The following is a 26,014-nucleotide window of genomic DNA, read 5'->3' on the forward strand; positions in this document are numbered from 1 at the left end:
ACGGTAGAACCTCAACCTGACTTCAGGTCAAGGTGCTTCGGCCGGGTGCCGCCTCGTTCGGCCGAGCTGCCCGCCACCGCGGCCCGGGCCTGGGCGGCCAGGGCGCGGCGGTCGTGAAGGCCGGGCACCGGGTGCAGCGGCGGGTGGACGGTCAGGCGGGCGGTGAGGTCCGCGGCGCGCAGCACCCGGCGCAGCGAGCCTGCGAAGTCCTCGTCGCCGAGGAAGGCGGCCACCGTGGTCGGGTCGCGGCGCTGGAAGTACTCCAAGGTCACCGGCCGGATGGGGGCGCCCGCGTCGAGGGCGGCCTGGAAGGTGGCCCGGCGGAACGGGCCGCCGGTTCCGTGACACCAGGTGACGCCCTGTGGGAAGACCATCAGTGAGGTGCCGGAGCGCAGCAGGGCGGCCATCCGGGCGACGGTGGCTGGCAGTTCGCGCAGGCTGTCGCGGTCGATGAAGAGGGTGCCCGCGCGCCTGACCAGCCCGCCGAGCAGCGGCCACTGCCCCACCTGGCGTTTGGCGAGCATGGTGACGGGCTCGACGGCGAGCAGGGCGATGACGTCGACCCAGGAGATGTGGTTGGCGACCACCAGGGTGCCGGTTTCCGGGGTGCCGGTTCCGCCGGGCACGCTCAGCCGGACGCCGCCCCTCAGGTCCGCGCTCGGCGGGCCGTCCCAGGCGCCCGCGCCCGGCGGGCCGCACCGGAGCTCCAGGCCGATGCCGAGGGCGTCCAGCACCGCTTCGGCGCGCCCTCGCAGCACCGCGGGATCGGCGAGCCGGCCGGAGTCCGCGGCGGCCCCGGCGACCACCCGGGTCAGCGCCGCCGAGCGGCGCAGCGCGGTGGCGGCCGGCACCCGGGCGGTGTGCGGGCGGACGCAGTCCGGGGTGCACGGGGACCGGGCGGCCCAGACGTTCACCGGGATTCGCCGAGGAAGAAGCGCCGGTATCGGTCGCTGAGCCGCTCGGTGTCGAGGATGACGAAGAAGTCGGCGTCGTCGAAGTCCTTCTCGTGCTGGGGCGACCCGCACATCCAGGCGCCGACGCGCAGATAGCCGCGGAGCAGCGGCGGCAGCGCGGCGTAGCTGGGCTCGGGGGTCAGGGTGCGGGCGGGCATCCAGGGGTCGAGCGGGTGCACCCGCAGCTCGCGCGGGGCGGCGTGCCGGGTGGTGCCGAGCAGCCAGGCGTTGGCCGCGGCCTGCCCGCCGTCGGCGAGCGGGACAGAGGCGCAGCCGGCGAGGTAGCGGTGGCCGGAGAGCAGGACGTACCGGGCGAGCCCGGCCCACATCAGGTTGATCACCGCTCCGGAGCGGTGATCGGGGTGGACACAGGCCCGCCCGGCCTCGACCATCTGGGACCGGACCTCGGCCGGGAGCCCGCCGAGGTCGAACTCGGTGTCGGAGAAGAGGCGGTCGCCACGCCCCGGCGGCAGCAGCCGGTAGGTGCCGACCACCGCGCCGGAGGTGGTCTCCGTGACGATCAGGTGGTCCATCACGTCGTCGAACTCGTCCACGTCACGGCCGTCGGCGGTCGGCTCCAGCCGAGCCCCCCGCTCCTTCGCGAAGACCTGGTAGCGCAGCCGCTGGGCGGCGTGGATCTGCTCCGGGGAGTCCGCTATGGAGGTGACGTACGCGCTGGTGGTGGCCGCTTTTCCGGTGGCTGCCCGTTCGGTGGGCGGGTTTCCGGTGGTCGCTTCTGCCGTGGGCGCTATTCCGGTGGGCGCTTTTCCGGTGGGCGTGGAGAGCGTGGGCATCCCGGGCTCCGTTCGAAGGAAGTGCCGTGGTCGAGGCCACCTCCAGCTTCCGCGCGGTGTCGAACGTCGCGGTGTCCGGGCGATGATTCCAGCGCTTCCGGCCGGTGACGAAGTTACGCCGCGGGCGTGCCGAGATCCACCGGGATGGTCTCCCACCCGTGGACGATGAACGACCCGACGGGCAGCACCTCCTCGGCGGGTACCGCCAGCCGCAGATCGGGGAAGCGGGCGAAGAGCGCGGGCAGCGCGATCCTGGCCTCCAGACGGGCCAGCGGGGCGCCCAGGCAGTGGTGCACGCCGTGGCCGAAGGCCAGATGCTCCGAGGTGGCCCGGGTCAGGTCGAACCGCTCGGCGTCCTCCCCGTGCTTGGCCGGGTCCCGCCCGGCGGCGGCGAAGGCGGCGAGGATCGGGTCGCCCTGGGCGATGCGCGGGCCGCCGGGGATGTCGATGTCCTCCACCGCGAAGCGCAGCGGGATGCTGGCGATGCTGGGCGCCCAGCGCAGCGTCTCCTCGATGACGTCGCTCCAGTTGGCGCCACCCTCGCGCAGCAGCCGGTGCTGGTCGGGGTGGGTGAGCAGGGCGTGGACGGCGTTGCCGATGAGGTTGACGGTGGTCTCGTGGCCGGCACCGATCATCAGCAGCAGGGTGCCGATGAGTTCGTCCTCGGTCAGGTGGGAGCCGTCGTCGTCCCGGGTGGAGACCAGGAGGCTGGTGAGGTCCTCCCCGGGCTGCTCGCGCTTGACGGCGACCAGTTCGGCGAGGAGGACGGCGATGTCCTGCCCGATCTGGGCGGCCTCCTCGGCGGTGATCCTGGTGTCCATCATGTGCTCGATGAGCCGGGCCGCGTCCGGGCGCAGGTGCTCGGGGACGCCGAAGAGTTCGCAGATGACGGCCATCGGCAGCGGGAAGGCGAAAACGGCGCGCAGGTCCACCGCTTCGCCGGGCGGGGTCTTGGCCATGGCGTCCAGCAGTTCGGTGGTGATGCGCTCGACCTTGGAAGTCATCGCCTCGGTGCGCCGCGCGGTGAAGGCGGGGGCCACGAGCTTGCGCAGCCGGCGGTGGTCGGTGCCGTATGCGGAGAGCATGTTGACCGGCCCGAGCCAGTTCTGCAGCCAGGAGTCGTGGTGTTCGCCCTTGATCCAGGCCGGCCAGTGGCGGCGCGGGTCCCGGGAGACCCGCGGGCCGGCGAGCAGTTCCTTCAGCAGGGAATGGCTGGTGATCGACCAGGCGGTGATGCCGCCGGGCAACTCGACCAGGGTGGCGGGGCCCTGGGCGCGCAGCCGGGCGGCCTCGCCGTGGATGTCGGTGCCGGCCGGGTCTATCGGTGTCGGTATCAGGTACGCGGGGTCCGTCTGCCGTTCGTCGGTGGCGGGCTGCTGGTCCATGGGATGACTCCTGCCTGTTCAACGGGATCGGGCTGAACCGCACCGGAAGATGGCCGAGTGCGGTGTGGAACGGTCTTGAGCGTCACGGTAACCGGCCGCGGGGCACGGCGAGTTGGAGATCGCGAAGCCGGCCGCGGGACGGGCAGGCGGGCGGCGCGGAGTCATGGCGCGGCGTCGCTTCGCAGGGCCCGCAGGCCGCTCAGCACCCGGGCCAGCAGCTGCGGGTCGTGCCGCTGGGCCGGCGGCACCGGAACGCGGGCGCGGACGTGGCCCTGGTCGACCAGATCGGACACCAGCACCTTGACCACGCCGACCGGGAGCCGGACGTACGCGGCCACCTCGGCCAGCGACAGCGGCCCGCCGCACAGGAGTCGGACGATGCGGTGCCGGGGCGGGTCCACCCCGTCCGGCACCCGGTCCACGGCGGCGCTGAGCAGCGTCAGGGCGTCCAGGGTGGTGCGGGTGGGATCGATCCGGCCGCCGAGCGCCATGAACGCCGGCACCAGCGGTCTGCCCTCCCGGGGCGCGGGTGGAGTCATGTCGCGGGGCCCTCGTGGTGCGGGTCCTCGCCCTGCCGGTCCTCGTGGCGGGGTTCCGCGCGGTGCGGGTCGGCGCGGTGCGGGTCGGCGCGGTGCGGCTCCTCGTAGGGCGCGTCGTGGTGCGGCTGGTCCGCGTGGCGCGGGTTCGCGGGGCGGGGTGGGCCCTGCCACGGGTGCCGCTCGCGGGCCCGGCCGGGCTCGGGGGCATTCCGGGCGTCCCACAGATCGGCCGGGTCCTGGGCGGGCCCGGCGTCCGGGTTGAGCTGCGGCCCCTGCGGACCCGGCTGCCGCCCGTCCCGCGCGGCCCGCCCCGACGCGGTGCCGCGCTGGAAGGAGGCCCAGAGCGCCCCGGCCTCCTCCGGGCTGCGCCCGGCCGCCGCCGGCGTCCCGGCCTGGCCCGGCGCGTCCACCGGCGGCGTCTGCCGCGGAGCCGGCGCCCGCGGGGCGCGGCGCCTGCGGCGCGGCAGTCCGGCCCCGGTGTGGTCCGGGAAGCGGCCGGGGTCGCCCGCCGCCCCGGGCGCCGGGCCGGCGGGCTCGGCGGGGTGGGCAGGGTGGGGTCGCGACCCGTCGCCTCCGGTCAGCGGCGCCGCCACCGACATCGGGGTGGTCTCGTCCAGCATCGTCAGCAGCCGGCCGGGGATGTGCACCACCGCGCGGACCCCGCCGTACGGGCCGGCTTCGGCGACCGAGACGGTGAAGCCGAACTGCCGCGACAGCCGGCCGATGGCGGCGAAACCGGTCCGCGGCGGGTCGCCCAGCTCGGTGATCAGGACGGGGTGCAGCCCGGACACCATGCGGGTCGCGTAGTCGATCTCCTCCGGCCGCAGGCCGAGCCCGGCGTCGTCGACGACCACGAGCGCGCCGGTCTCGCCGTGGTGCAGGCCGACCTCCACCGGCGAGGTGGCGTGCGAGTGGTGGACGGCGTTGGCCAGCAGCTCGGTGACCGCGATCGCCACCGGTTCGACGGCACGCGCCACCACGCCGAGGGGAGCGGTGAGCCGGCTGGTGACCCGGACCCGCTCGAGGCCGGCGATACGGGACTGGGCGCCGACCACGATGTCCCCGAGATGGGAGTCGGCGCGGATGACTCCGGCGGTGGCCCCGCACGCCACCCCGGTGGCCTGGACGCGGCGCAGGATCTGCTCGTTGAGCCGGCTGAGCGCGACGGTGTCGTGGATGACGCGCGGGTCGTCGAACCGGTGCTGCATCTCGTTGATCCGGTCCTGCAGCTGGTAGCTCTTGGCCTGTAGGACCGTGGTGGTGCCGCGCACCATGGCCTGTGCCGCCTCGTCGATCCGCTGCCGCTCGGCGTGGACGGCCCGCGCCACCAGGTCGAGCACCGTGCGGTGGTCCCGGTCGGTCTCGCTGCCGAGCAACCCGGGGTGGGCGAGCGGGGGTACGCCGAGGGGGCCGTGGAGCAGGTGGCTGATGAGCGCCGGAAGCCGGGCGGTGGCCAGATGCCGGGTCTCCGCCGTCAGCTGACGCATCTCGGCGGTCAGGCGCGCGTTGTCCCGGGCGGCGGCCTCCAGTTCGGCGAGCGTCCGGGCGGCGCGGCGGCGGGCCTGTAACAGCAGGGGCAGCAGCACGGCCGCCGCGGGCGTGCCCAGCGCCAGGCACACGGTCAGCGCCTCCGGTAAGTCAGTCATCGCGGTCCTCGTTCGGGAACGGGCGGTGGCGGTCACGGTCCTTGGACGAGCGGCGTTCGCGACCTTTGAGGTTACGCCGCGGGGCGGGACAACTGCCATGGAGCCGCGAAGAGTTGGTGATCGCAAGCGCGCGCCTCCGGCCGGTCCGCCGCCCCGGGCGGGACGTTGCACGCCGTCCGTATCCGGGAACGCTGTGGGTAAGCCCTGGCCGGCCGTCCGCTTCCAGCCCGATCCCCCCGCCCCCCACGGCTCGTTGCGCTCCGAAGTCTCTCCCCCCGCAATTCCCTCCCCTGGAGGTGACCGCATGATCCGCGGCATCGACGTCAGCTCACACCAGTCCTCGTTCAGCACCGAGGGACTGTCCTTTGTGTTCATCAAGGCGACCGAAGGGCGCTCGTACATCAACCCGCGCCAGGCCGCGCAGGCCTCCAAGGCCCGCCAGGCGGGCTGCGTGCTGGGCTTCTACCACTTCCTGTGGCCCGGCAACATCGACGCCCAGGCCCGCTACTTCGTCGAGAAGTGCCTCTCCAGGCAGGGTGATCTGCTCGCCGTGGACTGGGAGACGACGAGCTCCGGCACCCGGGCGAGCAACGGCGAGAAGGACCGCTTCCTGCGCCAGGTGAAGGCGCTGCGTCCCACCCACCGGGTGCTGCTGTACTGCGGCCGGTATTTCTGGCTCCACCACGACACCACGTCCTACGCCGGGGACGGGCTGTGGATAGCCGACTACGTCACGGCGGGGAAGCCGCGCATCGAGGCGAAGTGGCGGATCCACCAGTACACCGACACGCCGCTGGACAAGGACGTGGCCGCGTTCAGCAGCAAGACGGCGATGCGGGAGTGGGCCGCGCCCTGACCCGCCCGGAGAACGCTTGACCGGCGGCCGTGCGGCTACCCTCGCGGGGACCCGCACGACCGCCGGTGCCGGCGCTGTCGGCGTCGCCGGCATGGTTGGCGCCCTGAGAGGGGACGCCTCAGCTCTCGCCGCCCTGGGACGCCCAGAACTCGTCGAAGTTGAGCAGGCCGTCGCCGTTGGAGTCGTGGGCGTTGATCACGGCCTGCGCGACGGTCTCCGTGACGTACGGGTCGCCCAGCTGGGCCATGACGCTCTTGTACTCGGCCGCGGAAATCAGCCCGTCCCCGTTGACGTCGAAGCGCTCGAACGCCTTCCGGGCCGTCTCGATGTCAGCCACCTGGGCCACCCCTTTCTGTGTGCGTGTACGACGCTGTGTGCGTGTACGACCAGCACAGATTAGCGACCCGGCGCGGGTGGCCGGTCAGTAGGAGTTGACCAGGGCCATGTAGCGGGGCCAGTCCCAGTACCGGCCGGGGTCGGTGTGGGTGGCTCCGGGCACCTCGACATGGCCGATGATGTGGGTCCGGGTCCTGGGGATGCCGTACCGGGTGCAGATGGCGGCGGTCAGCCGGGCGGAGGCCCGGTACATCGCGTCGGTGAAGTACTCGGGCTGGTCGATCCAGCCCTCGTGCTCGATGCCGATGCTGCGGGTGTTGTAGCTCCAGTTGCCGGCGTGCCAGGCGATGTCCTTCTCCCGGACGAACTGCCCGATGTAGCCGTCCGCCGAGGCGATCATGTAGTGGGAGGACACCTTGCGCGCGGGGTTCTGGAAGATCCGCATCGCGTCCTGGAAGGTCTCCTGGGTGACGTGGATGACGATGTAGTTGATCGCGTAGGACGTCGGGCGGTTGGAGACGGTGTAGTTGGAGCTGCTGGCCGGGATCCAGTGGGTCGTGGGGTAGGTGGTGTCCGCGGCGGTGTCGCTCCGGCCGCCGGCGTGGGCCGCGGTCGCCGCGGCGGCCGCGGCGGTGACGCCCAGCGCGGTGGCACCGAGCGCGGCGCCCGATCGCAGCAGGCCGCGCCGGGAGGGTTCGTGTCCGTGGGCTTCCATGGGGGCTCCCGATTCTTGGGTTGAACGGGACATGACGCGCGTAGCGTGCTGTCCTCATGTTGATGCTCTCGTCGGGGACATGCCAAGCTTTGCCGGGCAAAGAAAGAAACCGGAGCGCGGTCCACACCTCTGGCGCCACCCTGTCGGCCATCGAACCCTCCAGGGAGAGTGGTAACCGCATAAACATCAGCCGGACCTCTTATTTACCCAGCATTAACAAGGCAGGTGGCACACCTCACCTTGGATCGATCGGCAAGATGTCCGAATGATCGCCTTAAGTTATCAAATGAACCTTTGAAATGGGCGCACCCTGTCTGCGATAGTCGTGGTGCGACCCCCATTGACCCGGGCTCGGTCGTCATCCGCCGCGGCTCACACCCCCTTCGAGCCGCGGCACGCCGGAAGAGGCCCCGTTGTCGTCACGACGACGCAGGGGCCTCTTCGCGCTTCCCGGGCACAGCAGGGTGCTCAGCGGTCGGTGACGCGCATCTCGAACCAGGTCGTCTTGCCGCGCGGCAGCAGGTCCACGCCCCACCGGTCGGAGAGCTTGTCCACCAGCATGAGCCCGCGGCCGCTGATGTCCATCTCCTGCACCGGCATCAGACAGGGCAGGCCGCGGGAGGGATCGCGGACCTCCAGCCGGATCCAGCCGCGGCGGCGGTGCATGCGCAGCCCGAAGGTGCGGGCCCCGGTGTGCCGGACGGCGTTGCCGACCAGCTCGGAGACGAGGAGGACGGCGTACTCCGACAGCTGCGCCGAGAGCTGCCAGTGCCGCAGCAGGATCTGCTCGGTGAGCCGGCGCGCGGCGGCCGCGGACTCCGGGCGGGAGGGGAAGCGCACCTCGCCGATGGTGGGGTCGCCGAAAGCGTCGATCGCCCGCAGGGCCGCCGCCTCTTCCCCGGCCGGCACCCGCCGGGGAGCGGCCGCTTCCTCCATGGCCGGCACCTGCCGGGGAGCGGGTGCGGCGAAGTGCTCCTGCGGCTGCTCCATTCCCTCCAAGCCCGCCATGCCCCCCATGATGGCCGCCCGCGAGGCCGTCCGGGGCGGAACGACAGGATTCCGAAAACCCGGGGCGCGGGTACCACAGACCGGTTACGGCATATGCCAGTGGCAGGCAAAGGCGCGGAGCATCCCGCCTCACCAGCAATAACGCCGCGCGTATGAATGATCGCCCAGGGTACCGGACGGGGCGAGGTGACTCCTGACACAGCGGAGAAATAATTCGCCCGCACGGGGCACGCGGGGCGTCGGCGCGGCCGCCGTACGCCCCGGGCACCCCGAACGGGCCCGCATTCAGCGGAACTTGGCCTTGCCCGGGCCCTCTTCGACGAAGCTGCGCATGCCGATCTCGCGGTCCTCGGTCGCGAAGAGCCCGGCGAACCAGTTCCGTTCGATGGCCAGGCCGGTGTCGATGTCCGTCTCCAGACCCGCGTCCACGGACTCCTTCGCCGCCCGGAGCGCCAGCGCCGGGCCCTGGGCCAGCTTCGCCGCCCAGGCGTGCGCCTGCTCGTAGACCTCGTCCGCCGGGACGACCCGGTCCACCAGCCCGAGGGCGAGCGCCTCGTCGGCCTTCACCATGCGGCCGGTGAAGATGAGGTCCTTGGCGCGCGACGGGCCGACCAGGCGGGACAGCCGCTGGGTGCCGCCCGCGCCCGGGATCAGGCCGAGCAGGATCTCCGGCTGGCCCAGCTTGGCGTTCTCGGCGGCGATCCGGAAGTCGGCGCAGAGCGCCAACTCGCAGCCGCCGCCCAGCGCGTAGCCGGTGACGGCGGCGACCACGGGCTTGGGGATGCGTGCGACGGCGGTGAAGGAGTCCTGCAGGTCACGGGAGCGGGCCACCATCGCGGCGTGGTCCATGACCTGCATCTCCTTGATGTCCGCGCCCGCCGCGAACACCTTCTCGCCGCCCCAGAGGACCACCGCGCGCACATCGTCGCGGCGGGTGGCCTCCACGGCGACCTCGCGGAGCCGGTCCTGGGTGGCGACGTCCAGGGCGTTCATCGGCGGGCGGTCCAGGCGGATGGTGCCGACGCCGTCGGCGACCTCAAGGTTCACAGTCATGGGCGCAGGTTAGCGTGCGTTCACCCGCGCCCGGCAGCCCGCCGGCGCCGGGCACGGCCCGGCGCCGGACCGGTGACTTAGGCCTTCCACTCCTGCCACGACATGTTCCAGCCGTTGAGGCCGTTGTCGGGCGAGATGGTGCGGTCGTCGGAGTTCTTCACCACGACCACGTCACCGATGATGGACTCCTTGAAGAACCAGGCCGACGGGGTGCCGTTGGCCCCGCCGCCGCGCATGTCGCGCAGGCCCACGCAGCCGTGGCTGACGTTGGCCGAGCCGAAGGTCCCCGCCCCGGCCCAGTAGTTGCCGTGGACGAAGGTGCCCGAGGTGGACAGCCGCATGGCGTGCGGCACGTCCTTGATGTCGTACTGGCCGCCGAAGCCCACGGTGGCGCCGTTCATCCGGGTCACTTCGTACTTCTCGCTGATGACCATCTGGCCGTTGTACGTCTCGGTACCCGGCGCGCCCGAGGTGATCGGGATGGTCTTGAAGGTCTTGCCGTCCCGCTTGACCGTCATCGTGTGGGCCTTCGCGTCGACCACGCTGACCTGGCTGCGGCCGACGGTGAACTTCACCGTCTTGACCTGCTTGCCGTAGACCCCCGGACGGCCCTCGACGCCGTCGAGGTTGAGCTTGAGGGTCACCTTGGTGCCCGCCGCCCAGTACTTCTCCGGCCGGAAGTCCAGCCGGTCGTTGCCGAACCAGTGGCCCTCGATCGGCACCGCCGGGGAGGCGGTGACCGAGACGGCCTTCTCCACGGCGGCCGGGTCGGTGATCCCGCGGTCGAAGCGGAGCGAGACCGGCATGCCGACCCCGACCGTGGAGCCGTCCTCCGGCGTGAAGGTGCTGAGGAAGGTGGCCTTCGGGGTGAGGGTGGTGAACGTGGAGCGCTTCGTCGCCTCGCGTCCCTCGGAGTCCTTGGCGACGGCGTTCACGGTGTAGGTGGTGGCCGCGGCCAGATGGGCGTCGGGCACCCAGCTCGCGCCGTCGGCGGTGATCTTGCCGGGGATGGTGTGGCCCTCGCCGTCCGCGACCTTCACCGAGCTGAGCTTGCCCTCCTGGGCGGTCACCTTGAGCGCGCCGCTGGTGTCCACGTCGGCCGCCCCGCTCCTGGGCGCGATGGCCACCACCGCGGTGGAGTCACCCGTGGCCGCCTTGTCCCCGTTCTTGGCATCGTCGCCGGAGTCGTCTCCTCCACACGCCGTCATGGTGACCAGCAGCGCCCCCAGCAGCAGGGCGGAAGCCCCCTTGCGCCCCCGCGCTCTCGATATGCCCGACACCGTCACTGCTGACTCTCCCTCCGCACGGCCCGCGACCCCGCGGCCCCCCGTAATTCGCACGCACGCGCGCGTCGGCGCGTGCCAGGCGATAGATAACCACACCGTCTACCCAGTGCACTCCCCGCGAATGTCACCGTTCAGTACCGAGTGAGAGCGGTGATCCGAGTTGGGGTGAAATGTGACGGCGTGTGAGGGGGCCGGCGGGGCGCGCGTCGCCCGGGACGCCCGGCGGGCGGTGGGGCCCGGCGAGAGCGGTGCGCTCAGCGGCCGGCGAGGGAGGGGCTCGTGGCGGCCGCCGGCCGGGGCGCGGTGGGCCGGGGGCTCCGCGGGCCCGGCTCGGGCCGCGACGGGAGGGCCGAGCCCGCGCGCCAGGCGTCCCAGGACATGTTCCAGCCGCCGAGGCCGTTGTCCGGCGCCACCAGCCGCTCCCGGGAGTTGACCACCTCCACCACATCGCCGATCAGCGTGCGGGAGTAGAACCAGCCGGCCGCGGTCTGCGAGCCGCCGCCGCGCACGTCGCGCAGGCCGATGCAGCCGTGGCTGGTGTTGGCGGCCCCGAAGGTGGCGGGGGGTGCCCAGTAGTTGCCGTGCAGGAAGGTCCCGGAGGAGGTGAGCCGCAGCGCGTGCGGCACGTCGGAGATGTCGTACTCGCCGCCGAAGCCGACCGTCGAGCCGTTCATCCGGGTCTCCGGCAGCCGCTCGCTCACCACCATCCGGCCGTTGTACGTCTCATGGCCGGGCGCGCCCGCGGTCACCGGCAGCACCCCGAAGACCTGCCCGCCCCGGCGCACGGTCATCGTGTGGTCGGCCGCGTCCACCGTGCTGATCTGGGAACGGCCGATGGTGAACCGCACCTTCCGCTGCTGCACGCCGTACACCTCGGGAGCGCCCGGCACATCGCGCAGCCGCAGGTCCAGGGTGACCTCGGTGCCCGGTCGCCAGTACTCGCGCGGCCGGAAGTCCAGCCGCCGGTCGCCGAACCAGTGCGCGGCGACCTCGGTGTGCGGCCGCGCGGTGACGTGGATGCGGCGCTCCACCGCGGCCCGGTCGGCGATCGGGCGGTTGAAGGCGAAGGAGACGATCATCCCGGTGCCCACCGTCGATCCGTGCTCCGGCGAGAAGTAGCCGATGAACCGGTGCGCGGGCACGAAGGTGGTGAAGGAGGTGTTCCGGGCGGCGCGGCGGCCGCGTTCGTCCACCGCGACCGCCGCCACGGCGTACCGGGCGGCGAGCGCCAGGCGCGCCTCGGCCGGCCGCCATTCCCGGCGGTCGGCCGAGAGCCGCCCGGCCACCGGCGTACGGGTCCCGGCCTCGTCGGTGCGGGTGACCTTGACCCGCACCAGCCGCCCGCCGGGCACGGTGACGGACAGCCAGCTCTCGGGGCGGACGCCGCGCGCTCCGTCGTGCGGGGTGATCCGGATGGCTTCGACGGCCGGGCGCGGGGCGTCGTCGCTGCCGCCGAGGCGGCCCAGGCCGCAACCGGCGAGCGCCAGCAGCGCCGTGCCCGCCACGGCGACCCTTGCCCACAGCCTCCGGCTCGATCCATGTCTCACGTCCTCCCAACGACCACCCCCGCCTCCGGGAAACGAAATGGCCCGAATGATGCTGAACGGGGCGGAACGGCGGCCGATCCGGGCCCGTCGGCCTCGCGGGCAGCCAGGGGGTGGCCGGCGACCCCACCGCGAGCCCGCGTGCGACCGCGGCGCCGCGTCCGCCGCGAGTGCGGCGGCGGGCCCGGTGAGTGGTCCGCCGGTTCTGGGCAGAACTGGTGATGAGCACGGGATCGGAACCGCGTGGCACGGGACGCCGCGGGTGGGCCCGTACGGCAGCAACGCCGGTGAGCCGCCGAGCCCGCGAGCCGCCGGAGGCCACCACGTGTCGAGCGCAGCCGAGCAGCAGGAGACAGCCCACAACGGGGCGCGCGAGCCGAGCGCGGGCCGGCCGCCGTCCAAGCCGCCGACGGAGACCGAGCCAGGCACGGGCCGAGCGTCGTCCAAGCCGCCGGCGGACCCCGGGCCGGGCACGGGCCGGCCGTCGGCAAGGCCATCAGCGGAGCCGCCGGCATCGGCGACCGCGCCGGTCCGCCCGCCGGCCGCCGTCACGGTCCCCGCCCCGCGCGGCGGGAACCGCGCCGGCACACCCGGCGCGCCCGCGCTGCCGGGTTCCCCGCGGCGGCTGGGGGCATGGGTGGGGCCGGGCCCGGACGGCGCCGCGGGGACCAACTTCGCGCTGTGGGCGGGCGGCGCGGAGGTGGTGGAGGTCTGCCTGTTCGACGACGCCGGGCGCGAGACGCGCCACCGGCTGACCGAGCAGACGCACGGGATATGGCACGGCTTCCTCCCCGGCGTGGAGCCCGGGCAGCGGTACGGCTACCGGGTGCACGGCCGCTGGGACCCGTGGACGGGCGCCCGCTGGAATCCGGCCAAGCTGCTGCTCGATCCCTACGCGCGGGCGGTGGACGGCGAGTTCGGCGGACCCGGCTCGCCCGAGCCCGGCCCCGGCCCGCTACCGCCCGAGGTGTACGGGCATGTGCGGGACTGGCCGCAGCAGCATGTCGCCGACACCGTCCGGGACGACCGCGACTCGGCTCCGTACGTGCCCAAGGGGGTGGTCGTCGGGGACGATCCGGGCGACGGCTGGGGCGGACGGCGGCCGGGGACCGACTGGGCCGACACGGTCCTGTACGAGCTGCACGTCCGCGGCTTCACCATGCGACACCCCGGCATCCCGCCCGAGCTGCGCGGCAGCTACGCGGGGCTGGCGCACCCGGCCGCGCTGGAGCACCTGACCCGGCTGGGCGTCACGGCCGTGGAGCTGCTGCCGGTGCACCAGTTCGGGCACGAGGACCACCTGCTCCGCCGGGGCATGCGCAACTACTGGGGCTACAACTCCATCGGCTACTTCGCCCCCCACTCGGGTTACGCCGCCACCGGCACCCGCGGTCAGCAGGTGGGCGAGTTCCGCCGGATGGTGCGCGCGCTGCACGACGCCGGGATCGAGGTGATCCTGGACGTGGTCTACAACCACACCGCGGAGGGCGGCGAGCTGGGGCCGATGTTCTCGCTGCGCGGCATCGACAACGCCGGCTACTACCGGCTGCCGCCAGACCGGCGCCGCTACGCCGACCACACCGGGTGCGGCAACACCCTGGACGCGCCGCAGCCCCAGGTGCTGAGACTGATCATGGACTCGCTGCGCTACTGGGTCACCGAGATGGGCGTGGACGGCTTCCGCTTCGACCTGGCCGCCGCGCTGGCCCGGGGCGCCTACGACGTCGACATGCGCTCGCCGTTCATCGCCGCGGTCGCCCAGGATCCGGTGCTGCGCGAGGTGAAGCTGATCGCCGAGCCCTGGGACGTGGGCCCCGGCGGCTACCGGGTCGGGGCCTTCCCCCAGCCGTGGTCGGAGTGGAACGACCACTACCGCGACGCCGTCCGGGACTTCTGGCGCGGCGCCCTGCCGGACCTGCGGAACCTGGGCTACCGGCTGTCCGGCTCCAGCGACCTGTACGGCTGGGGCGGCCGCCGGCCCTGCGCCTCGGTCAACTTCATCACCGCGCACGACGGTTTCACCCTGCGCGACCTGGTCTCCTACGACCGCAAGCACAACGAGGCCAACGGCGAGGGGAATCGGGACGGCACGGACGACAACCGCTCGTGGAACTGCGGCACCGAGGGCGAGACCGACGACCCGGCGGTGAACGCGCTGCGCCGCCGCCAGCTGCGCAACCTGCTCGCCACCCTGCTGCTGTCCACCGGGGTGCCGATGCTCCTGGCCGGGGACGAACTCGGCCGCACCCAGGGTGGCAACAACAACGCCTACTGCCAGGACAGCGAGGTCGGCTGGCTGGACTGGGAGGCGGCGGCGCGCCCCGGCGGACCGGCGCTGACCGAGTTCGCCGCCCGGCTGATCCGGCTGCGCCGGGCGCACCCGGTGCTGCGCCGGGGCACCTTCTTCACCGGCCGGGCCGAAACCCCGGACGGCCCGCGCGATCTGGGCTGGTTCACCACGCGGGGCACCGAGATGACCGAGGCCGACTGGTACGCGCCCAGGCCCTGCCTGGGCATGTATCTGTCCGGGCGCGGCCTCACCGAGCGGGACGCCCAGGGGGCCGCGGTCACCGACGACAGCTTCCTGCTGATCCTGCACTGCGGGCCGGACCCGGTCGCGTTCACCCTGCCGGGCCCGCCCTGGGCGGAGGGGTATGAACTCCTCGTCGACACCTCACGGGAGGACGGCGGAGCCGCGCCGTCCGGCCCCCGGCTCCCGGCGGGCGCGCCGATCGAGGTGCCGGGCCGTTCGCTGCTGCTGCTGAGCGCCGTGGCGGGGCAGAAAACCGAGTGAGGGCTGTCAGGGCTGAACCGTACGCTCACTCCTGATGTCTGCGACGAGCCGAGCCCCCCAGCAAACCACCCCCGACTCCACCCGGTCCGCGGTGCGCTCGCTGCTGCGCCTGTGGCCGTACGTCCGGCCGGTCCGCGCCCGGCTCTTCGTGGCCTGCGGGGTGGGTACCGTCGCCTCCCTGCTGAGCCTGGTTATCCCGCTGGTCCTCAAGTGGCTGGTGGACGGCCCGGTGGCGGACCGGGAGCCGGGCGGGGTGTGGCTGGGCGGCGCGCTGCTGCTCGGGCTGGGCTTCGCGGAGGCGGGGCTGTTCGGTCTGCGGCGGTGGCTGGTGGCGCGTCCGCTGGCGGGGGTCGAGGCCACCATGCGGGCCGATCTCTACCGTCGTCTCCAGCGGCTGCCGGTCTCCTTCCACGACCGCTGGCCGTCCGGGCAGTTGCTCTCCCGGGCGACCACGGATCTGATGCTGCTCCGACTCTTCCTGGCCTTCCCGCTCACCTTCCTGGTGGTCAACGGCGTCACCATCGTGCTCGGCTTCGCGGTCCTCATGTCCCAGCAGTGGACGCTGGGGCTGGTCCTGCTGGGTCCGGTCATTCCGCTGGTCGTCCTCTGCTCGGTGTTCGAGGCGCGGTACTCCGCCGTCGCCCGCGTCGCGCAGGACCAGCTGGGCGATCTGACGACCGTGGTCGAGGAGGGCGTGCTCGGCATCCGCATCATCAAGGGCTTCGGGCGGCACCGCAGCCAGGCCCGTGCCTTCCGGTCGCTCTCGCGGAAGCTGCGCGGCACCGAGCTGCGCAAGGCGCACCTGCTCGCCACCCTGTGGGCGCTGATCATGGCGCTGCCGGAGCTGGCGATCGGGGCCGCGCTGGTGGTGGGCACGGTCCAGGTCGCCGACGGCGATCTCTCCGCGGGCACGCTGGTCGCCTTCCTCTCCACGGCGCTGGCGCTGCGCTGGCCGGTGGAGTCGGTGGGCTTCCTGCTGGCCATCAGCCAGGACGCGGCAACCGCCACGGACCGCTACTTCGAGGTGATGGACGAGCCGGAGGCGGCGGCCGGGGACGCGGCGCGGACCGCCTCCGGGACCGGAACCACCGGGGCAGCCGCCGGGGCCGGGCCGGACGGCCCGGCGCACCCCGGCAGGGCGCGCGACGGACTCCGCTTCACCGGCGTGCGGTTCGCCTATGCCGACGCGCCCCCCGGCGACCGCCCGGTGCTCGACGGCGTCGATCTGCACATACCGGCCGGGGAGTCGATGGCACTGGTCGGCGCGACCGGTTCCGGAAAGACCACGCTGACCGCGCTGGTCCCCCGGCTGCACGAGCTCACCGCGGGCACGATCACCCTCGACGGGCGGGACATCACCGCGCTCAGCCGGGAGGAGCTGCGCACGCTGGTGGCCGTGGCCTTCGAGGAGCCGACCCTGTTCTCCGCGACCGTGGGCGAGAACGTCACCATGGGCAGCGCCGGTGCCGGGCCTGAGGATCTGACCCGGGCCCTGGAGGTCGCCCAGGCCGGCTTCGTCACCCACCTGCCGGACGGTGTGCACACCCAGGTCGGCGAGCAGGGCCTGAGCCTGTCCGGCGGCCAGCGGCAGCGGCTCGCGCTGGCCCGCGCCGTGGTCGGCCGGCCGCGCTTCCTGGTGCTCGACGATCCGCTGTCGGCGCTGGACGTGCACACCGAGGCGCTGGTGGAGGCCGCGCTGCGCGAGGTGCTGGCCGACACCACCGCGCTGATCGTCGCGCACCGGCCCTCCACCGTGCTGCTCGCCGACCGGGTGGCGCTGCTCTCCCAGGGCCGGATCACCGCCGTCGGCACCCATCAGGAGCTGCTGCGGGACAACACCGAATACCGGCTGCTGATGTCCGGCGGCCCCGCCGAGGAGGACGAGGACCGATGACCACCTCCACCAGCGGCCCGCCGACCGCGAGGGACGACGGGCACGGCGGCGAACACGACTGCGAACACGACTGCCAACACGGCGGCGAACGCCCAGGTCCCGCCGCCGGGTCCGGCACCGCACGGGACGCGGACCGGGAGTTCGACCAGGACGTGCTGCCCACGCCCCCGGGCGCCTCCCGCACCCTGCTGCGCTCGCTCCTGGCCCCGCGGCGGGCCCGGGTCTGGCTGGCCGCCGTGCTGCTGCTCCTCCAGCAGGCCGCGGTCCAGGCGGGGCCGCTGCTGGTGGCGTACGCCATCGACAGCGCGGTCCCGGCCCTGCGCCGCGACGACAACGGCCCGCTGATCGCGGTCGCCGCGGCCTATCTGGGCTGCGCACTCGCGGCCGGCGTGCTGCAGTACGCGTTCATCCGCACCTCGGCCCGGGTCAGCCAGGACGTGCTGCTCGATCTGCGCGGCCGGATCTTCCGGCACGCCCAGGCGCTCAGCGTGGACTTCCACGAGCGGTACACCTCCGGGCGGCTGATATCCCGCGCCACCACCGATGTGGAGTCGCTGCGCGAGCTGCTCAACGAGGGGCTGGAGGAGCTCCTCGGCATCGTGATGTCGGTGGCGTATATCTCCGTGACGCTGGTCTTCCTCGACTGGGGCCTCGGCGCCGCGGCGGTGCTCTCCTTCTGGCCGCTGTATCTGCTGGTCCGGCTCTTCGACCGGCGCTCCAAGCGCGTGTACAGCAAGAAGTCCACCGCGATGGCGGCCGTCATCGTGAAGTTCACCGAGACCATGAACGGCATCCGGCCGGTGCAGGCGTTCCGTCGCGAGCGGGCCAACGACGCCGAGTTCGACGAGGTCAACCGCCGCCACGAGAAGGTGAACGGCGACTCCATCCTGGAGATGGCCCGTTATGTGGTGAATTCCCGGCTGGTGGCGAACACCGCGCTCGCCGCGATCGTGCTCTGGGGCGCCTACCGGGTCGCCGCCGGGGACCTGGCGCTGGGCGTGCTGGCGGCCGCGACGCTCTATCTGCGCCGGCTGTACGACCCCATCGACCGGCTGGGCATGTTCCTCAACTCCTACCAGTCCGCGGCCGCTTCGCTGGAGAAGATCGCCGGCCTGCTCGCCCAGCGGCCCTCCGTCCCCGAGCCGGCCGACCCGCGGCCGCTGCCGCCGCGCTCCGGCGGGCAGCCCGGCCGGGAGGTGGTCTTCGAGCGGGTGCGGTTCGCCTACCGCACCGGCGGCGAGGTGCTGCCGCGCTTCGACCTGACACTGCCGGCCGGGCAGACGGTGGCGGTGGTCGGCTCGACCGGCGCGGGCAAGTCGACCCTGGCCAAGCTGCTCGCCCGCTTCTACGACCCGAGCGGAGGCCGGGTGCTGCTCGATGGCGTGGACCTGCGCGAGCTGGCCACCCGGGAGCTGCGGCGCGGCGTCGTCATGGTGACCCAGGAGGCGTTCCTGTTCTCCGGCACGGTCGCCGAGAACATCGCCATCGGCCGCCCAGACGCCACCCGCGCCGAGATCGAGCAGGCGGCGAAGGCCATCGGCGCCCACGACTTCATCACCGCCCTCCCCGACGGGTACGACACCGACGTGCGCAAGCGAGGCGGCCGGATCTCGGCCGGACAGCGGCAGCTGGTCGCCTTCGCCCGCGCGCTCCTCGCCGACCCGGCGGTGCTCATCCTGGACGAGGCGACCTCCTCCCTGGACATCCCCGGCGAGCGGGCGGTGCAGCGGGCCATGCACACCGTGCTCAGCGGCCGCACCGCCGTCGTCATCGCGCACCGGCTCTCCACGGTGGAGATCGCCGACCGGGTGCTGGTGATGGCCGACGGCCGGATCGTGGAGGACGGCGCCCCGGCCGAACTCATCGCGGGCCACGGCCGCTTCGCGGATCTGCACCGCGCGTGGCGGGAGAGCCTGGTCTGAGTCAGTCGTCCACCCGGCCGTCGGCCAGTTCCCGGACCACGTCCAGCTGGCCGACGTGGCGGGCGTACTCCTGGAGCACGTGGAAGAGGATCCAGCCCAGTGAGGGAGCCTCCGCCGCCGTGGCGAAGCGGCCGCCGAGGGCGGCCTGACGGTCGGCCGGGACGCCGGCCACCAGTTCGCGGGAGCGGGCGCACTGGGCGTGGAAGCGGGCCGTCAGCGTCTCCAGGGTGTCGCCGTCGGGGACGTGCCAGCGGTCGTCGGGGCCGCGGTCGCCCCAGGGATCCTCAAGTGGCTCGGCAGCGAGCCCCCACTGGAACCAACGGCGCTCGACCCACGTCAAATGCCCCAGCAATTCCAGGGGCGTCCAGCCGGAGGGCAGTCGGCTGTGGCGCAATTCCCGCTCCGAGAGCCCGTCCAGCTTCCGCAGCAGCGCCTCCCGGTAGTAATCGAGGTAGGCATCCAGCAGCTCACGCGGGTCGGCGAGTGAATGCGGCGGTTCCGGGAGCGAGTTGGCGGGGTTCGTCATGGGCTCGATCCTATGGGCGAGCCGGCGGCCGGGCTCTGTCCACCGCGGTGTCGGGCGGTCCGGATTGCGAACACCAGTGCTTCACCAACGGACGTTTTCCGGCCAACTTATTGTCGCGCTCCTGACATACACGGGCCCTCGGTGGCACTCTTCCCTCCAACCGACGCACAGCCCCCCACGGCCCCCACCACCTGCGCGCCGGTGCTGCTTCGCAGCGAGTACCCCGGCACCTCCGTACTCCCGCACCTTCGCACTCAGGCACTTCGGCACCGCCGCACTTCCGCACCGCCGCACTCCGCGCATCTGTGCATCCCGTGCGCTGAAGTGCGCTCCGTGCCGTTCGGCACACCTTCCCCCACGTGTTCTGCCTCGCTCTGCCCGGGCGGCGACCCAACCGCCCGGTGGGACCCGGCCCGCGTCATCCCGCGGCCACCGCAGAAGGAGTCAGTGTGAGACCCACCCCCCATCGGCGTACCGTCGCGACCGGCGCGCTGGTCGCCGTGACGGCCATGCTCGCCGTCGGCCTGCAGTCCGGCAGTGCCACCGCCCGTCCCGACGAGTCGGCCCCGGCGGCCGGGAAGGTCGTCGCCAAGGCGCGGCCCGGCGCCCAGCCGGTGAAGCTGTCCCCCGCGCAGCGCGCCGAACTGATCCGGGAAGCCACCGCGACCCGGGCCGGCACGGCCAGGACGCTGGGCCTCGGGGCCAAGGAGAAGCTGGTCGTCAGGGACGTCACCCAGGACGCCGACGGCACCACCCACACCCGGTACGAGCGGACCTACGACGGGCTGCCCGTGCTCGGCGGCGACCTGGTGGTCCAGGAGTCGAAGGCCGGGAAGGTCCAGACCGTCGCGAAGGCCACCAAGGCCCGGGTCAAGGTCGCGAGCACCACCGCCAAGGTCACGCCGGCCGCCGCCGAGAAGGCCGCGGTCAGGGCGGCCGCTGCCCAGGGGTCGAAGAAGACGTCGGCCGCCAAGGCGCCGCGCAAGGTGATCTGGGCTGCCAAGGGCACCCCGGTGCTGGCCTGGGAGACCGTCGTCGGCGGCCTGAAGGAGGACGGCACGCCCAGTGAGCTGCACGTCATCACCGACGCCACGACGGGAAGGAAGCTCTTCGAGTTCCAGGGCATCAAGGAGGGCACCGGCAACAGCCAGTACAGCGGCCAGGTGCCGCTGGGCACGTCCGGCAGCTCCGGCTCGTACTCGATGACCGACACCACCCGCGGCAACCACAAGACCTACGACCTCAAGCACGGCACCTCGGGCACCGGCACGCTGTGCACCGACACGGACGACGTCTGGGGCGACGGCACACCGTCCAACCAGCAGACCGCGTGCGTGGACGCGCACTACGGCGCCGCCCTCACCTGGGACTACTACAAGAACGTGCACGGCCGTTCCGGTATCCGGGGCGACGGTGTCGGCGCGTACAGCCGGGTCCACTACGGCAACAACTACGTCAACGCCTTCTGGTCCGACTCCTGCTTCTGCATGACCTACGGCGACGGCTCGGGCAACACCCACCCGCTGACCTCGATCGACGTCGCGGCGCACGAGATGACCCACGGTGTCACCGCGGCGACGGCCAAGCTCGTCTACAGCGGCGAGTCCGGCGGGCTGAACGAGGCCACCTCCGACATCTTCGCCGCCGCGGTGGAGTTCAACGCCGCCAACAGCAGCGACGTCGGCGACTACCTGGTCGGCGAGAAGATCGACATCAACGGCGACGGCACCCCGCTGCGCTACATGGACAAGCCCTCCAAGGACGGCTCGTCCAAGGACAGCTGGTACTCGGGCATCGGCAACATCGACGTCCACTACTCCTCCGGTGTCGCCAACCACTGGTTCTACCTGGCCTCCGAGGGCAGCGGCGCGAAGGTCATCAACGGGGTCAGCTACAACAGCCCGACCTCCGACGGCCTCCCGGTCACCGGCGTCGGCCGGGCCAACGCCGAGAAGATCTGGTTCAAGGCGCTGTCCCAGCGGATGCAGTCCAACACCGACTACGCCGGCGCCCGCGAGGCGACGCTGTGGGCGGCGGGCGAGCTGTTCGGCGTGGGCAGCTCGACCTACAACAACGTGGCCAACGCCTGGGCCGGGGTGAACGTCGGACCGCGGGTGTCGGAGGGCGTCACGGTCACCCCGCCCGGTGACCAGACCAGCATCGTCAACCAGGCCGCCAGCCTGCAGATCAAGGCGACCAGCAGCAACTCGGGCGCGCTGTCCTACGCGGCCACCGGCCTGCCGACCGGCCTGTCGATCAACTCCTCGACCGGTCTGATCTCCGGCACCCCGACCGCCACCGGCACCAGCAGCGTCACGGTGACGGTGACCGACTCGGCGGGCAAGACGGGCACCGCGTCGTTCAAGTGGACCGTCAACACCAGCGGCGGCAACGTCTACGAGAACACCGCCGATGTGCAGATCCCGGACGCGGGCGCGGCGGTCACCTCCTCGATCACCGTCAACCGGCCGGGCAACGCCCCGAGCGCCCTGCAGGTGGGCGTGGACATCGTGCACACCTACCGCGGTGACCTGGTGATCGACCTGATCGCCCCGGACGGCACGGCCTACCGGCTGAAGAACTCCAGCGGCTCGGACTCGGCGGACAACGTGAAGACCACGTACACCGTGGACGCCTCCTCGGAGGTCGCGAGCGGGACCTGGAAGCTGCGGGTCCAGGACGTCTACTCGATCGACACCGGCTACATCAACAGCTGGAAGCTCACCTTCTAGCCGGAGCCGGGTGAAACCGGGGGCCTGTTCTCCCGTCGCGTGAACCGGACGCCGTCCGAGGTGACCACTCCCTCGGGCGGCGTCTGCGTGCCCGGCGCAAGCCGGAATCCGGCCACATGGCGTCAACTGCCGCCCGGCACCAGGGTCGTCCGGTTTCCGGAGTTCCGATGGCAGCGAACGGACAAATTCCGGCCGACCTGGCGGTAACCCCGTGACATGTACGCAGCTTGTGTGACAGTCTGCCCACGCGATTCGCACCCGCACCTCTTGTTACGGACCGGACGACACTTCCCCGTCGCCCGGCCCAACCCCCCACAGCAACGAGGAGTTCAGCGTGAGCAAGTCCTCTTCCATGCCCATGCACGCCCGCACCAAGCGTCGGACGGCCGCTGTCGCGGCCGGTGCGGCGGTCGCCGCGGCGGCCCTGATAGCCACCGGCATGACCACCGGCTCGGCCGGTGCCGCTCAGCCCAAGACCGCCAACACCGGCGCCATGGCCGTCAAGCTCTCCGCGTCCCAGCGCGCCGAGCTGCTGCGCGACGCCAACGCCACCAAGGTGGACACCGCCAAGGCGCTGGGCCTGGGTTCCAAGGAGAAGCTGGTCGTCAAGGACGTCATCAAGGACGCCGACGGCACCACCCACACCCGCTACAACCGCACCTACGACGGCCTGCCCGTCCTCGGCGGCGACCTGATCGTCCACGAGTCGAAGGCCGGCAAGGTCAAGGGCGTGACCAAGTCGGTCAAGGCCACCGTCGCGGTCGCCTCCGTCACCCCCAAGGTCGCCCCGGCCACCGCCGCGCGGTCCGCCGTCAAGCTGGCCAAGGCCGATGACACCGCCGCGGCGAAGAGCAGCCGCGCCCCGCGCAAGGTGGTCTGGGCCGCCTCCGGCAAGCCCGTGCTCGCCTGGGAGACCGTCGTCGGCGGCGTGCAGAAGGACGGCACGCCGAACGAGCTGCACGTCATCACCGACGCCACCACCGGAAAGAAGCTCTTCGAGTACCAGGGCATCGAGACCGGCAGCGGCGAGAGCCAGTACAGCGGCAAGGTGGAGCTCGGCACCTCCAAGGAGGGCTCCGGCTTCACCCTGAACGACGCCGAGCGTGGCGGTCACCGGACCACCAACCTCGACCACGCCGAGGACGGCGAGGGCGCGGCGTTCACCGACGACGACGACGCCTGGGGCAACGGCAAGGGCGACGAGCCGCAGACCGCCGCCGTCGACGCCCACTACGGCGCCGCCCTCACCTGGGACTACTACAAGAGCGTCCACGGCCGCGACGGCATCAAGGGCGACGGCAAGGGCGCGTACTCCCGGGTCCACTACGGCAACGACTACGTCAACGCCTTCTGGGACGATTCCTGCTTCTGCATGACCTACGGCGACGGTCAGGGCAACGACCACCCGCTGACCTCGATCGACGTGGCCGCACACGAGATGACGCACGGCGTCACCTCGGCGACCGCGGGCCTGGAGTACAGCGGCGAGTCCGGCGGGCTGAACGAGGCCACCTCCGACATCTTCGCCGCCGCGGTGGAGTTCAACGCCAAGAACGACACGGACGCCGGCGACTACCTGGTCGGCGAGAAGATCGACATCAACGGCGACGGCACCCCGCTGCGCTACATGGACAAGCCCTCCAAGGACGGCTCGTCCAAGGACGACTGGTACGACGGCGTGGGCAACGAGGACGTCCACCACTCGTCCGGCGTGGCCAACCACTTCTTCTACCTGCTCTCCGAGGGCAGCGGGCAGAAGGAGATCAACGGGGTGCAGTACGACAGCCCGACGGCCGACGGCTCCAAGGTCGAGGGCATCGGACGGGACAAGGCCGAGAAGATCTGGTATAAGGCCCTGACCACGTACATGACCAGCAACACGGACTACCACGCCGCCCGTGAGGCGACGCTGAAGGCCGCCACCGACCTGTTCGGCGCCGACAGCGCCGAGTACAAGGGCGTGGACAGCGCCTGGGCCGGAGTGAACGTCAAGTAAGACCCCTCGGGGGAACACTGAGTTACCCCCACATCGCGAGCGGTGCCCGAGAACTTTCACTTTCGGGCACCGCTCGTCGTTGTTTTATGGATTTGATCAGCTCTTTACCGGACATCTCAGCGTCAATCGGCAATATCGCCCGTGACATGAACGTGTGTTTGATGGCAATCTCTCCGGGCATGCGGCATCGCCGCACTTCTGTTTCGTTGGGGGGCGAATCAGCCTGCCCAACTCCCCCACAGCACAGGGAGTCTCCGCGTGCGTATCGGTTCCATATCGGGCCACAGACACCGCCGCACCGCCATCGTCGCCTCCGCCGCGACCGTGGCCGCCGCCCTCATCGCCGCTGCCGCCACCACCGGCTCGGCCGGAGCGGCCCCCGTCAAGAGCGGTGCCACCGGCACCGCGTCGCTGAAGCTGTCCGCCTCGCAGCGCGCCGAGCTGCTGCGCCAGGCCGACGCCGGCACCTCTGCCACCGCCTCGTCGCTGCGTCTGGGCGGCAAGGAGCGGCTCGTCGTCCGCGACGTCATCAAGGACGCGGACGGCACCACGCACACCCGCTACGAGCGCACCTATGACGGCCTGCCCGTCCTGGGCGGCGACCTGATCGTCCAGCGCTCCGCCGACGGCGAGACCGAGGACGTCACCAAGGCCACCGACGCCGCCATCAAGGTCGCCGACACCGACGCCGCCGTCGCCCCGGCCGGCGCCGAGAAGAAGGCCCTGGGCATCGCCAAGGCCGCCGGCGGCGACAAGGCCGACGCCGACGCCCCGCGCAAGGTGATCTGGGCCGCCACCGGCAAGCCCGTGCTCGCCTACGAGACCGTCATCGGCGGCTTCCAGGAGGACGGCACGCCGTCCCGCCTGCACGTCATCACCGACGCCGACACCGGCGCCAAGCTGTACGAGTACCAGGCCGTGGTGAACGCCACCGGTACCGGCAACAGCCAGTTCAGCGGCAAGGTGTCGCTGAACACCGACAAGAGCGGCAGCCGGTACGTCCTGAAGGACACCGCGCGCGGTGGCCACACCACCTACAACCTCAAGAACCTCGGGTCGGAGGACGACTACCTCAACGTCCCGAAGTGGCGCTACTACGACGCCGACAACAAGTGGGGCAACGGCACTCCGGCCAACGGCCAGACCGCTGCCGTCGACGCCCACTACGGCGCCGCGGTGACCTGGGACTACTACAAGAACGTCCTGCACCGCAAGGGCATCAAGAACAACGGCAAGGCCGCCTACTCGCGCGTGCACTTCGGCCAGAACTACGTCAACGCGTTCTGGGACGACGAGTGCTTCTGCATGACCTACGGCGACGGTGAGGGCAACAGCCACCCGCTCACCGAGCTGGACGTGGCCGGCCACGAGATGAGCCACGGTCTGACTTCGGCCACCGCCGGCCTGGAGTACAGCGGCGAGTCCGGCGGTCTCAACGAGGCCACCTCCGACATCTTCGGCACCGCGGTGGAGTTCTACGCCAAGAACCGCGCGGACGTCGGTGACTACCTCATCGGCGAGAAGATCAACATCAACGGCGACGGCACCCCGCTGCGCTACATGGACAAGCCCTCCAAGGACGGCTACTCCTTCGACTACTGGAAGCGGGGCATGGGGTCGGAGGACCCGCACCTGACCTCCGGCGTCGGCAACCACTTCTTCTACCTGCTCGCCGAGGGCAGCGGGCGCAAGGTCATCAACGGTGTGACCTACAACAGCCCGACCGTGGACGGCCGGACCGTCAAGGGCATCGGCCGCGGCAAGGCCGAGAAGATCTGGTACAAGGCGCTGACGACGTACATGACGTCGACGACCAACTACGCCCAGGCGCGCACCGCGACGCTGAAGGCGGCCAAGGCGCTCTACGGCCAGACCAGCCCCGAGTACAAGGCGGTCAACAACGCCTGGGCCGGCGTCAACGTCAAGTGACACCTGCCGGGGCGCACCCGGATGACCGGTGAGATGAGAACCGGGTGAGCCCCGCGCCGGGCGGGCTGGATTCGATCCAGCCCGCCCGGCGCCGTTTTTCCGCCCC

19 protein-coding genes are annotated in these 26,014 nt (G+C 72.1%); 7 read left to right on the forward strand and 12 right to left on the reverse strand.

The window, feature by feature from the left end:
* Positions 1 to 11: 11 nt before the first annotated feature.
* The 5 genes from AC4BDD_RS08045 to AC4BDD_RS08065 all read right to left on the reverse strand — a co-directional run bounded on the left by AC4BDD_RS08045 (position 12) and on the right by AC4BDD_RS08065 (position 5,317).
* On the reverse strand, positions 12 to 914 hold the full coding sequence (locus AC4BDD_RS08045; protein WP_490690279.1) for a lysophospholipid acyltransferase family protein: 903 nt from the start codon (positions 912 to 914) through the stop codon (positions 12 to 14).
* Positions 911 to 1,747: a GNAT family N-acetyltransferase gene (locus AC4BDD_RS08050; protein ID WP_490690280.1), complete on the reverse strand. Its 837-nt coding sequence runs from the start codon at positions 1,745 to 1,747 to the stop codon at positions 911 to 913. Before AC4BDD_RS08050 ends, AC4BDD_RS08045 begins: the two co-directional genes overlap by 4 nt.
* Positions 1,748 to 1,860: 113 nt before the next feature.
* A complete protein-coding gene (locus AC4BDD_RS08055; protein WP_490690281.1) occupies positions 1,861 to 3,132 on the reverse strand; it encodes a cytochrome P450 family protein in 1,272 nt (423 codons plus the stop codon).
* Positions 3,133 to 3,293: 161 nt separating this feature from the next.
* Positions 3,294 to 3,671 carry a DUF742 domain-containing protein gene (locus AC4BDD_RS08060; protein ID WP_490690282.1) on the reverse strand — a complete coding sequence of 126 codons (378 nt, stop codon included), beginning with the start codon at positions 3,669 to 3,671 and terminating at the stop codon, positions 3,294 to 3,296.
* Positions 3,668 to 5,317: an ATP-binding protein gene (locus tag AC4BDD_RS08065; protein ID WP_490690283.1), complete on the reverse strand. Its 1,650-nt coding sequence runs from the start codon at positions 5,315 to 5,317 to the stop codon at positions 3,668 to 3,670. The genes AC4BDD_RS08060 and AC4BDD_RS08065 overlap by 4 nt, the downstream gene beginning before the upstream one ends.
* A gap of 304 nt (positions 5,318 to 5,621) precedes the next feature.
* Here AC4BDD_RS08065 and AC4BDD_RS08070 point away from each other — a divergent pair, with 304 nt between their 5' ends.
* Entirely contained in the window at positions 5,622 to 6,173 is a 552-nt protein-coding gene (locus tag AC4BDD_RS08070; RefSeq protein WP_490690284.1) for a glycoside hydrolase family 25 protein, read from the forward strand.
* A gap of 118 nt (positions 6,174 to 6,291) precedes the next feature.
* Here the strand turns inward: AC4BDD_RS08070 and AC4BDD_RS08075 are convergent, their stop codons facing one another.
* From AC4BDD_RS08075 to AC4BDD_RS08100, 6 genes are all read right to left on the reverse strand, one after another.
* Positions 6,292 to 6,510 (reverse strand): EF-hand domain-containing protein, encoded by a 219-nt coding sequence (locus AC4BDD_RS08075; protein ID WP_490690285.1) that lies wholly within the window; start codon positions 6,508 to 6,510, stop codon positions 6,292 to 6,294.
* An 84-nt stretch (positions 6,511 to 6,594) separates the two neighbouring features.
* Positions 6,595 to 7,224, reverse strand: a complete 630-nt coding sequence (locus AC4BDD_RS08080; RefSeq protein WP_490690286.1) for an N-acetylmuramoyl-L-alanine amidase — start codon at positions 7,222 to 7,224, stop codon at positions 6,595 to 6,597.
* 468 nt (positions 7,225 to 7,692) lie between these two features.
* Positions 7,693 to 8,241 carry an ATP-binding protein gene (locus AC4BDD_RS08085; RefSeq protein WP_490690287.1) on the reverse strand — a complete coding sequence of 183 codons (549 nt, stop codon included), beginning with the start codon at positions 8,239 to 8,241 and terminating at the stop codon, positions 7,693 to 7,695.
* A 276-nt stretch (positions 8,242 to 8,517) separates the two neighbouring features.
* Complete coding sequence (locus tag AC4BDD_RS08090) at positions 8,518 to 9,285, reverse strand: enoyl-CoA hydratase/isomerase family protein (protein ID WP_490690288.1); 768 nt, start codon at positions 9,283 to 9,285, stop codon at positions 8,518 to 8,520.
* A 77-nt stretch (positions 9,286 to 9,362) separates the two neighbouring features.
* A complete protein-coding gene (locus AC4BDD_RS08095; RefSeq protein WP_490691707.1) occupies positions 9,363 to 10,493 on the reverse strand; it encodes a L,D-transpeptidase in 1,131 nt (376 codons plus the stop codon).
* 332 nt (positions 10,494 to 10,825) lie between these two features.
* A complete protein-coding gene (locus tag AC4BDD_RS08100) occupies positions 10,826 to 12,076 on the reverse strand; it encodes a L,D-transpeptidase (RefSeq protein ID WP_490690289.1) in 1,251 nt (416 codons plus the stop codon).
* Positions 12,077 to 12,440: 364 nt separating this feature from the next.
* Here AC4BDD_RS08100 and glgX point away from each other — a divergent pair, with 364 nt between their 5' ends.
* From glgX to AC4BDD_RS08115, 3 genes are read left to right on the forward strand one after another with little or no spacing between them, the layout of a single operon-like run.
* The gene (gene glgX / locus AC4BDD_RS08105) at positions 12,441 to 14,909 is read left to right on the forward strand and encodes a glycogen debranching protein GlgX (RefSeq protein ID WP_490690290.1); all 2,469 of its coding nucleotides are present in this window, start codon (positions 12,441 to 12,443) and stop codon (positions 14,907 to 14,909) included.
* A gap of 34 nt (positions 14,910 to 14,943) precedes the next feature.
* Positions 14,944 to 16,803 carry an ABC transporter ATP-binding protein gene (locus tag AC4BDD_RS08110; protein WP_490690291.1) on the forward strand — a complete coding sequence of 620 codons (1,860 nt, stop codon included), beginning with the start codon at positions 14,944 to 14,946 and terminating at the stop codon, positions 16,801 to 16,803.
* Positions 16,800 to 18,725, forward strand: coding sequence for an ABC transporter ATP-binding protein (locus AC4BDD_RS08115; RefSeq protein WP_490690292.1), 1,926 nt, complete (start codon positions 16,800 to 16,802; stop codon positions 18,723 to 18,725). Before AC4BDD_RS08110 ends, AC4BDD_RS08115 begins: the two co-directional genes overlap by 4 nt.
* Before the next feature lies 1 nt (position 18,726).
* Here AC4BDD_RS08115 and AC4BDD_RS08120 read toward each other — a convergent pair whose 3' ends face one another.
* Positions 18,727 to 19,251, reverse strand: coding sequence for a DinB family protein (locus AC4BDD_RS08120; RefSeq protein WP_490690293.1), 525 nt, complete (start codon positions 19,249 to 19,251; stop codon positions 18,727 to 18,729).
* Between the two features lie 449 nt (positions 19,252 to 19,700).
* Between AC4BDD_RS08120 and AC4BDD_RS08125 the strand changes: the two genes are divergently transcribed.
* From AC4BDD_RS08125 to AC4BDD_RS08135, 3 genes are all read left to right on the forward strand, one after another.
* The gene (locus AC4BDD_RS08125; protein ID WP_490690294.1) at positions 19,701 to 21,983 is read left to right on the forward strand and encodes a M4 family metallopeptidase; all 2,283 of its coding nucleotides are present in this window, start codon (positions 19,701 to 19,703) and stop codon (positions 21,981 to 21,983) included.
* Between the two features lie 334 nt (positions 21,984 to 22,317).
* Entirely contained in the window at positions 22,318 to 23,979 is a 1,662-nt protein-coding gene (locus AC4BDD_RS08130) for a M4 family metallopeptidase (protein ID WP_490690295.1), read from the forward strand.
* Between the two features lie 258 nt (positions 23,980 to 24,237).
* Entirely contained in the window at positions 24,238 to 25,908 is a 1,671-nt protein-coding gene (locus AC4BDD_RS08135) for a M4 family metallopeptidase (protein ID WP_490690296.1), read from the forward strand.
* Positions 25,909 to 26,014 lie beyond the last annotated feature (106 nt).

Source organism: Streptomyces sp. JLBT605, assembly GCF_058215555.1.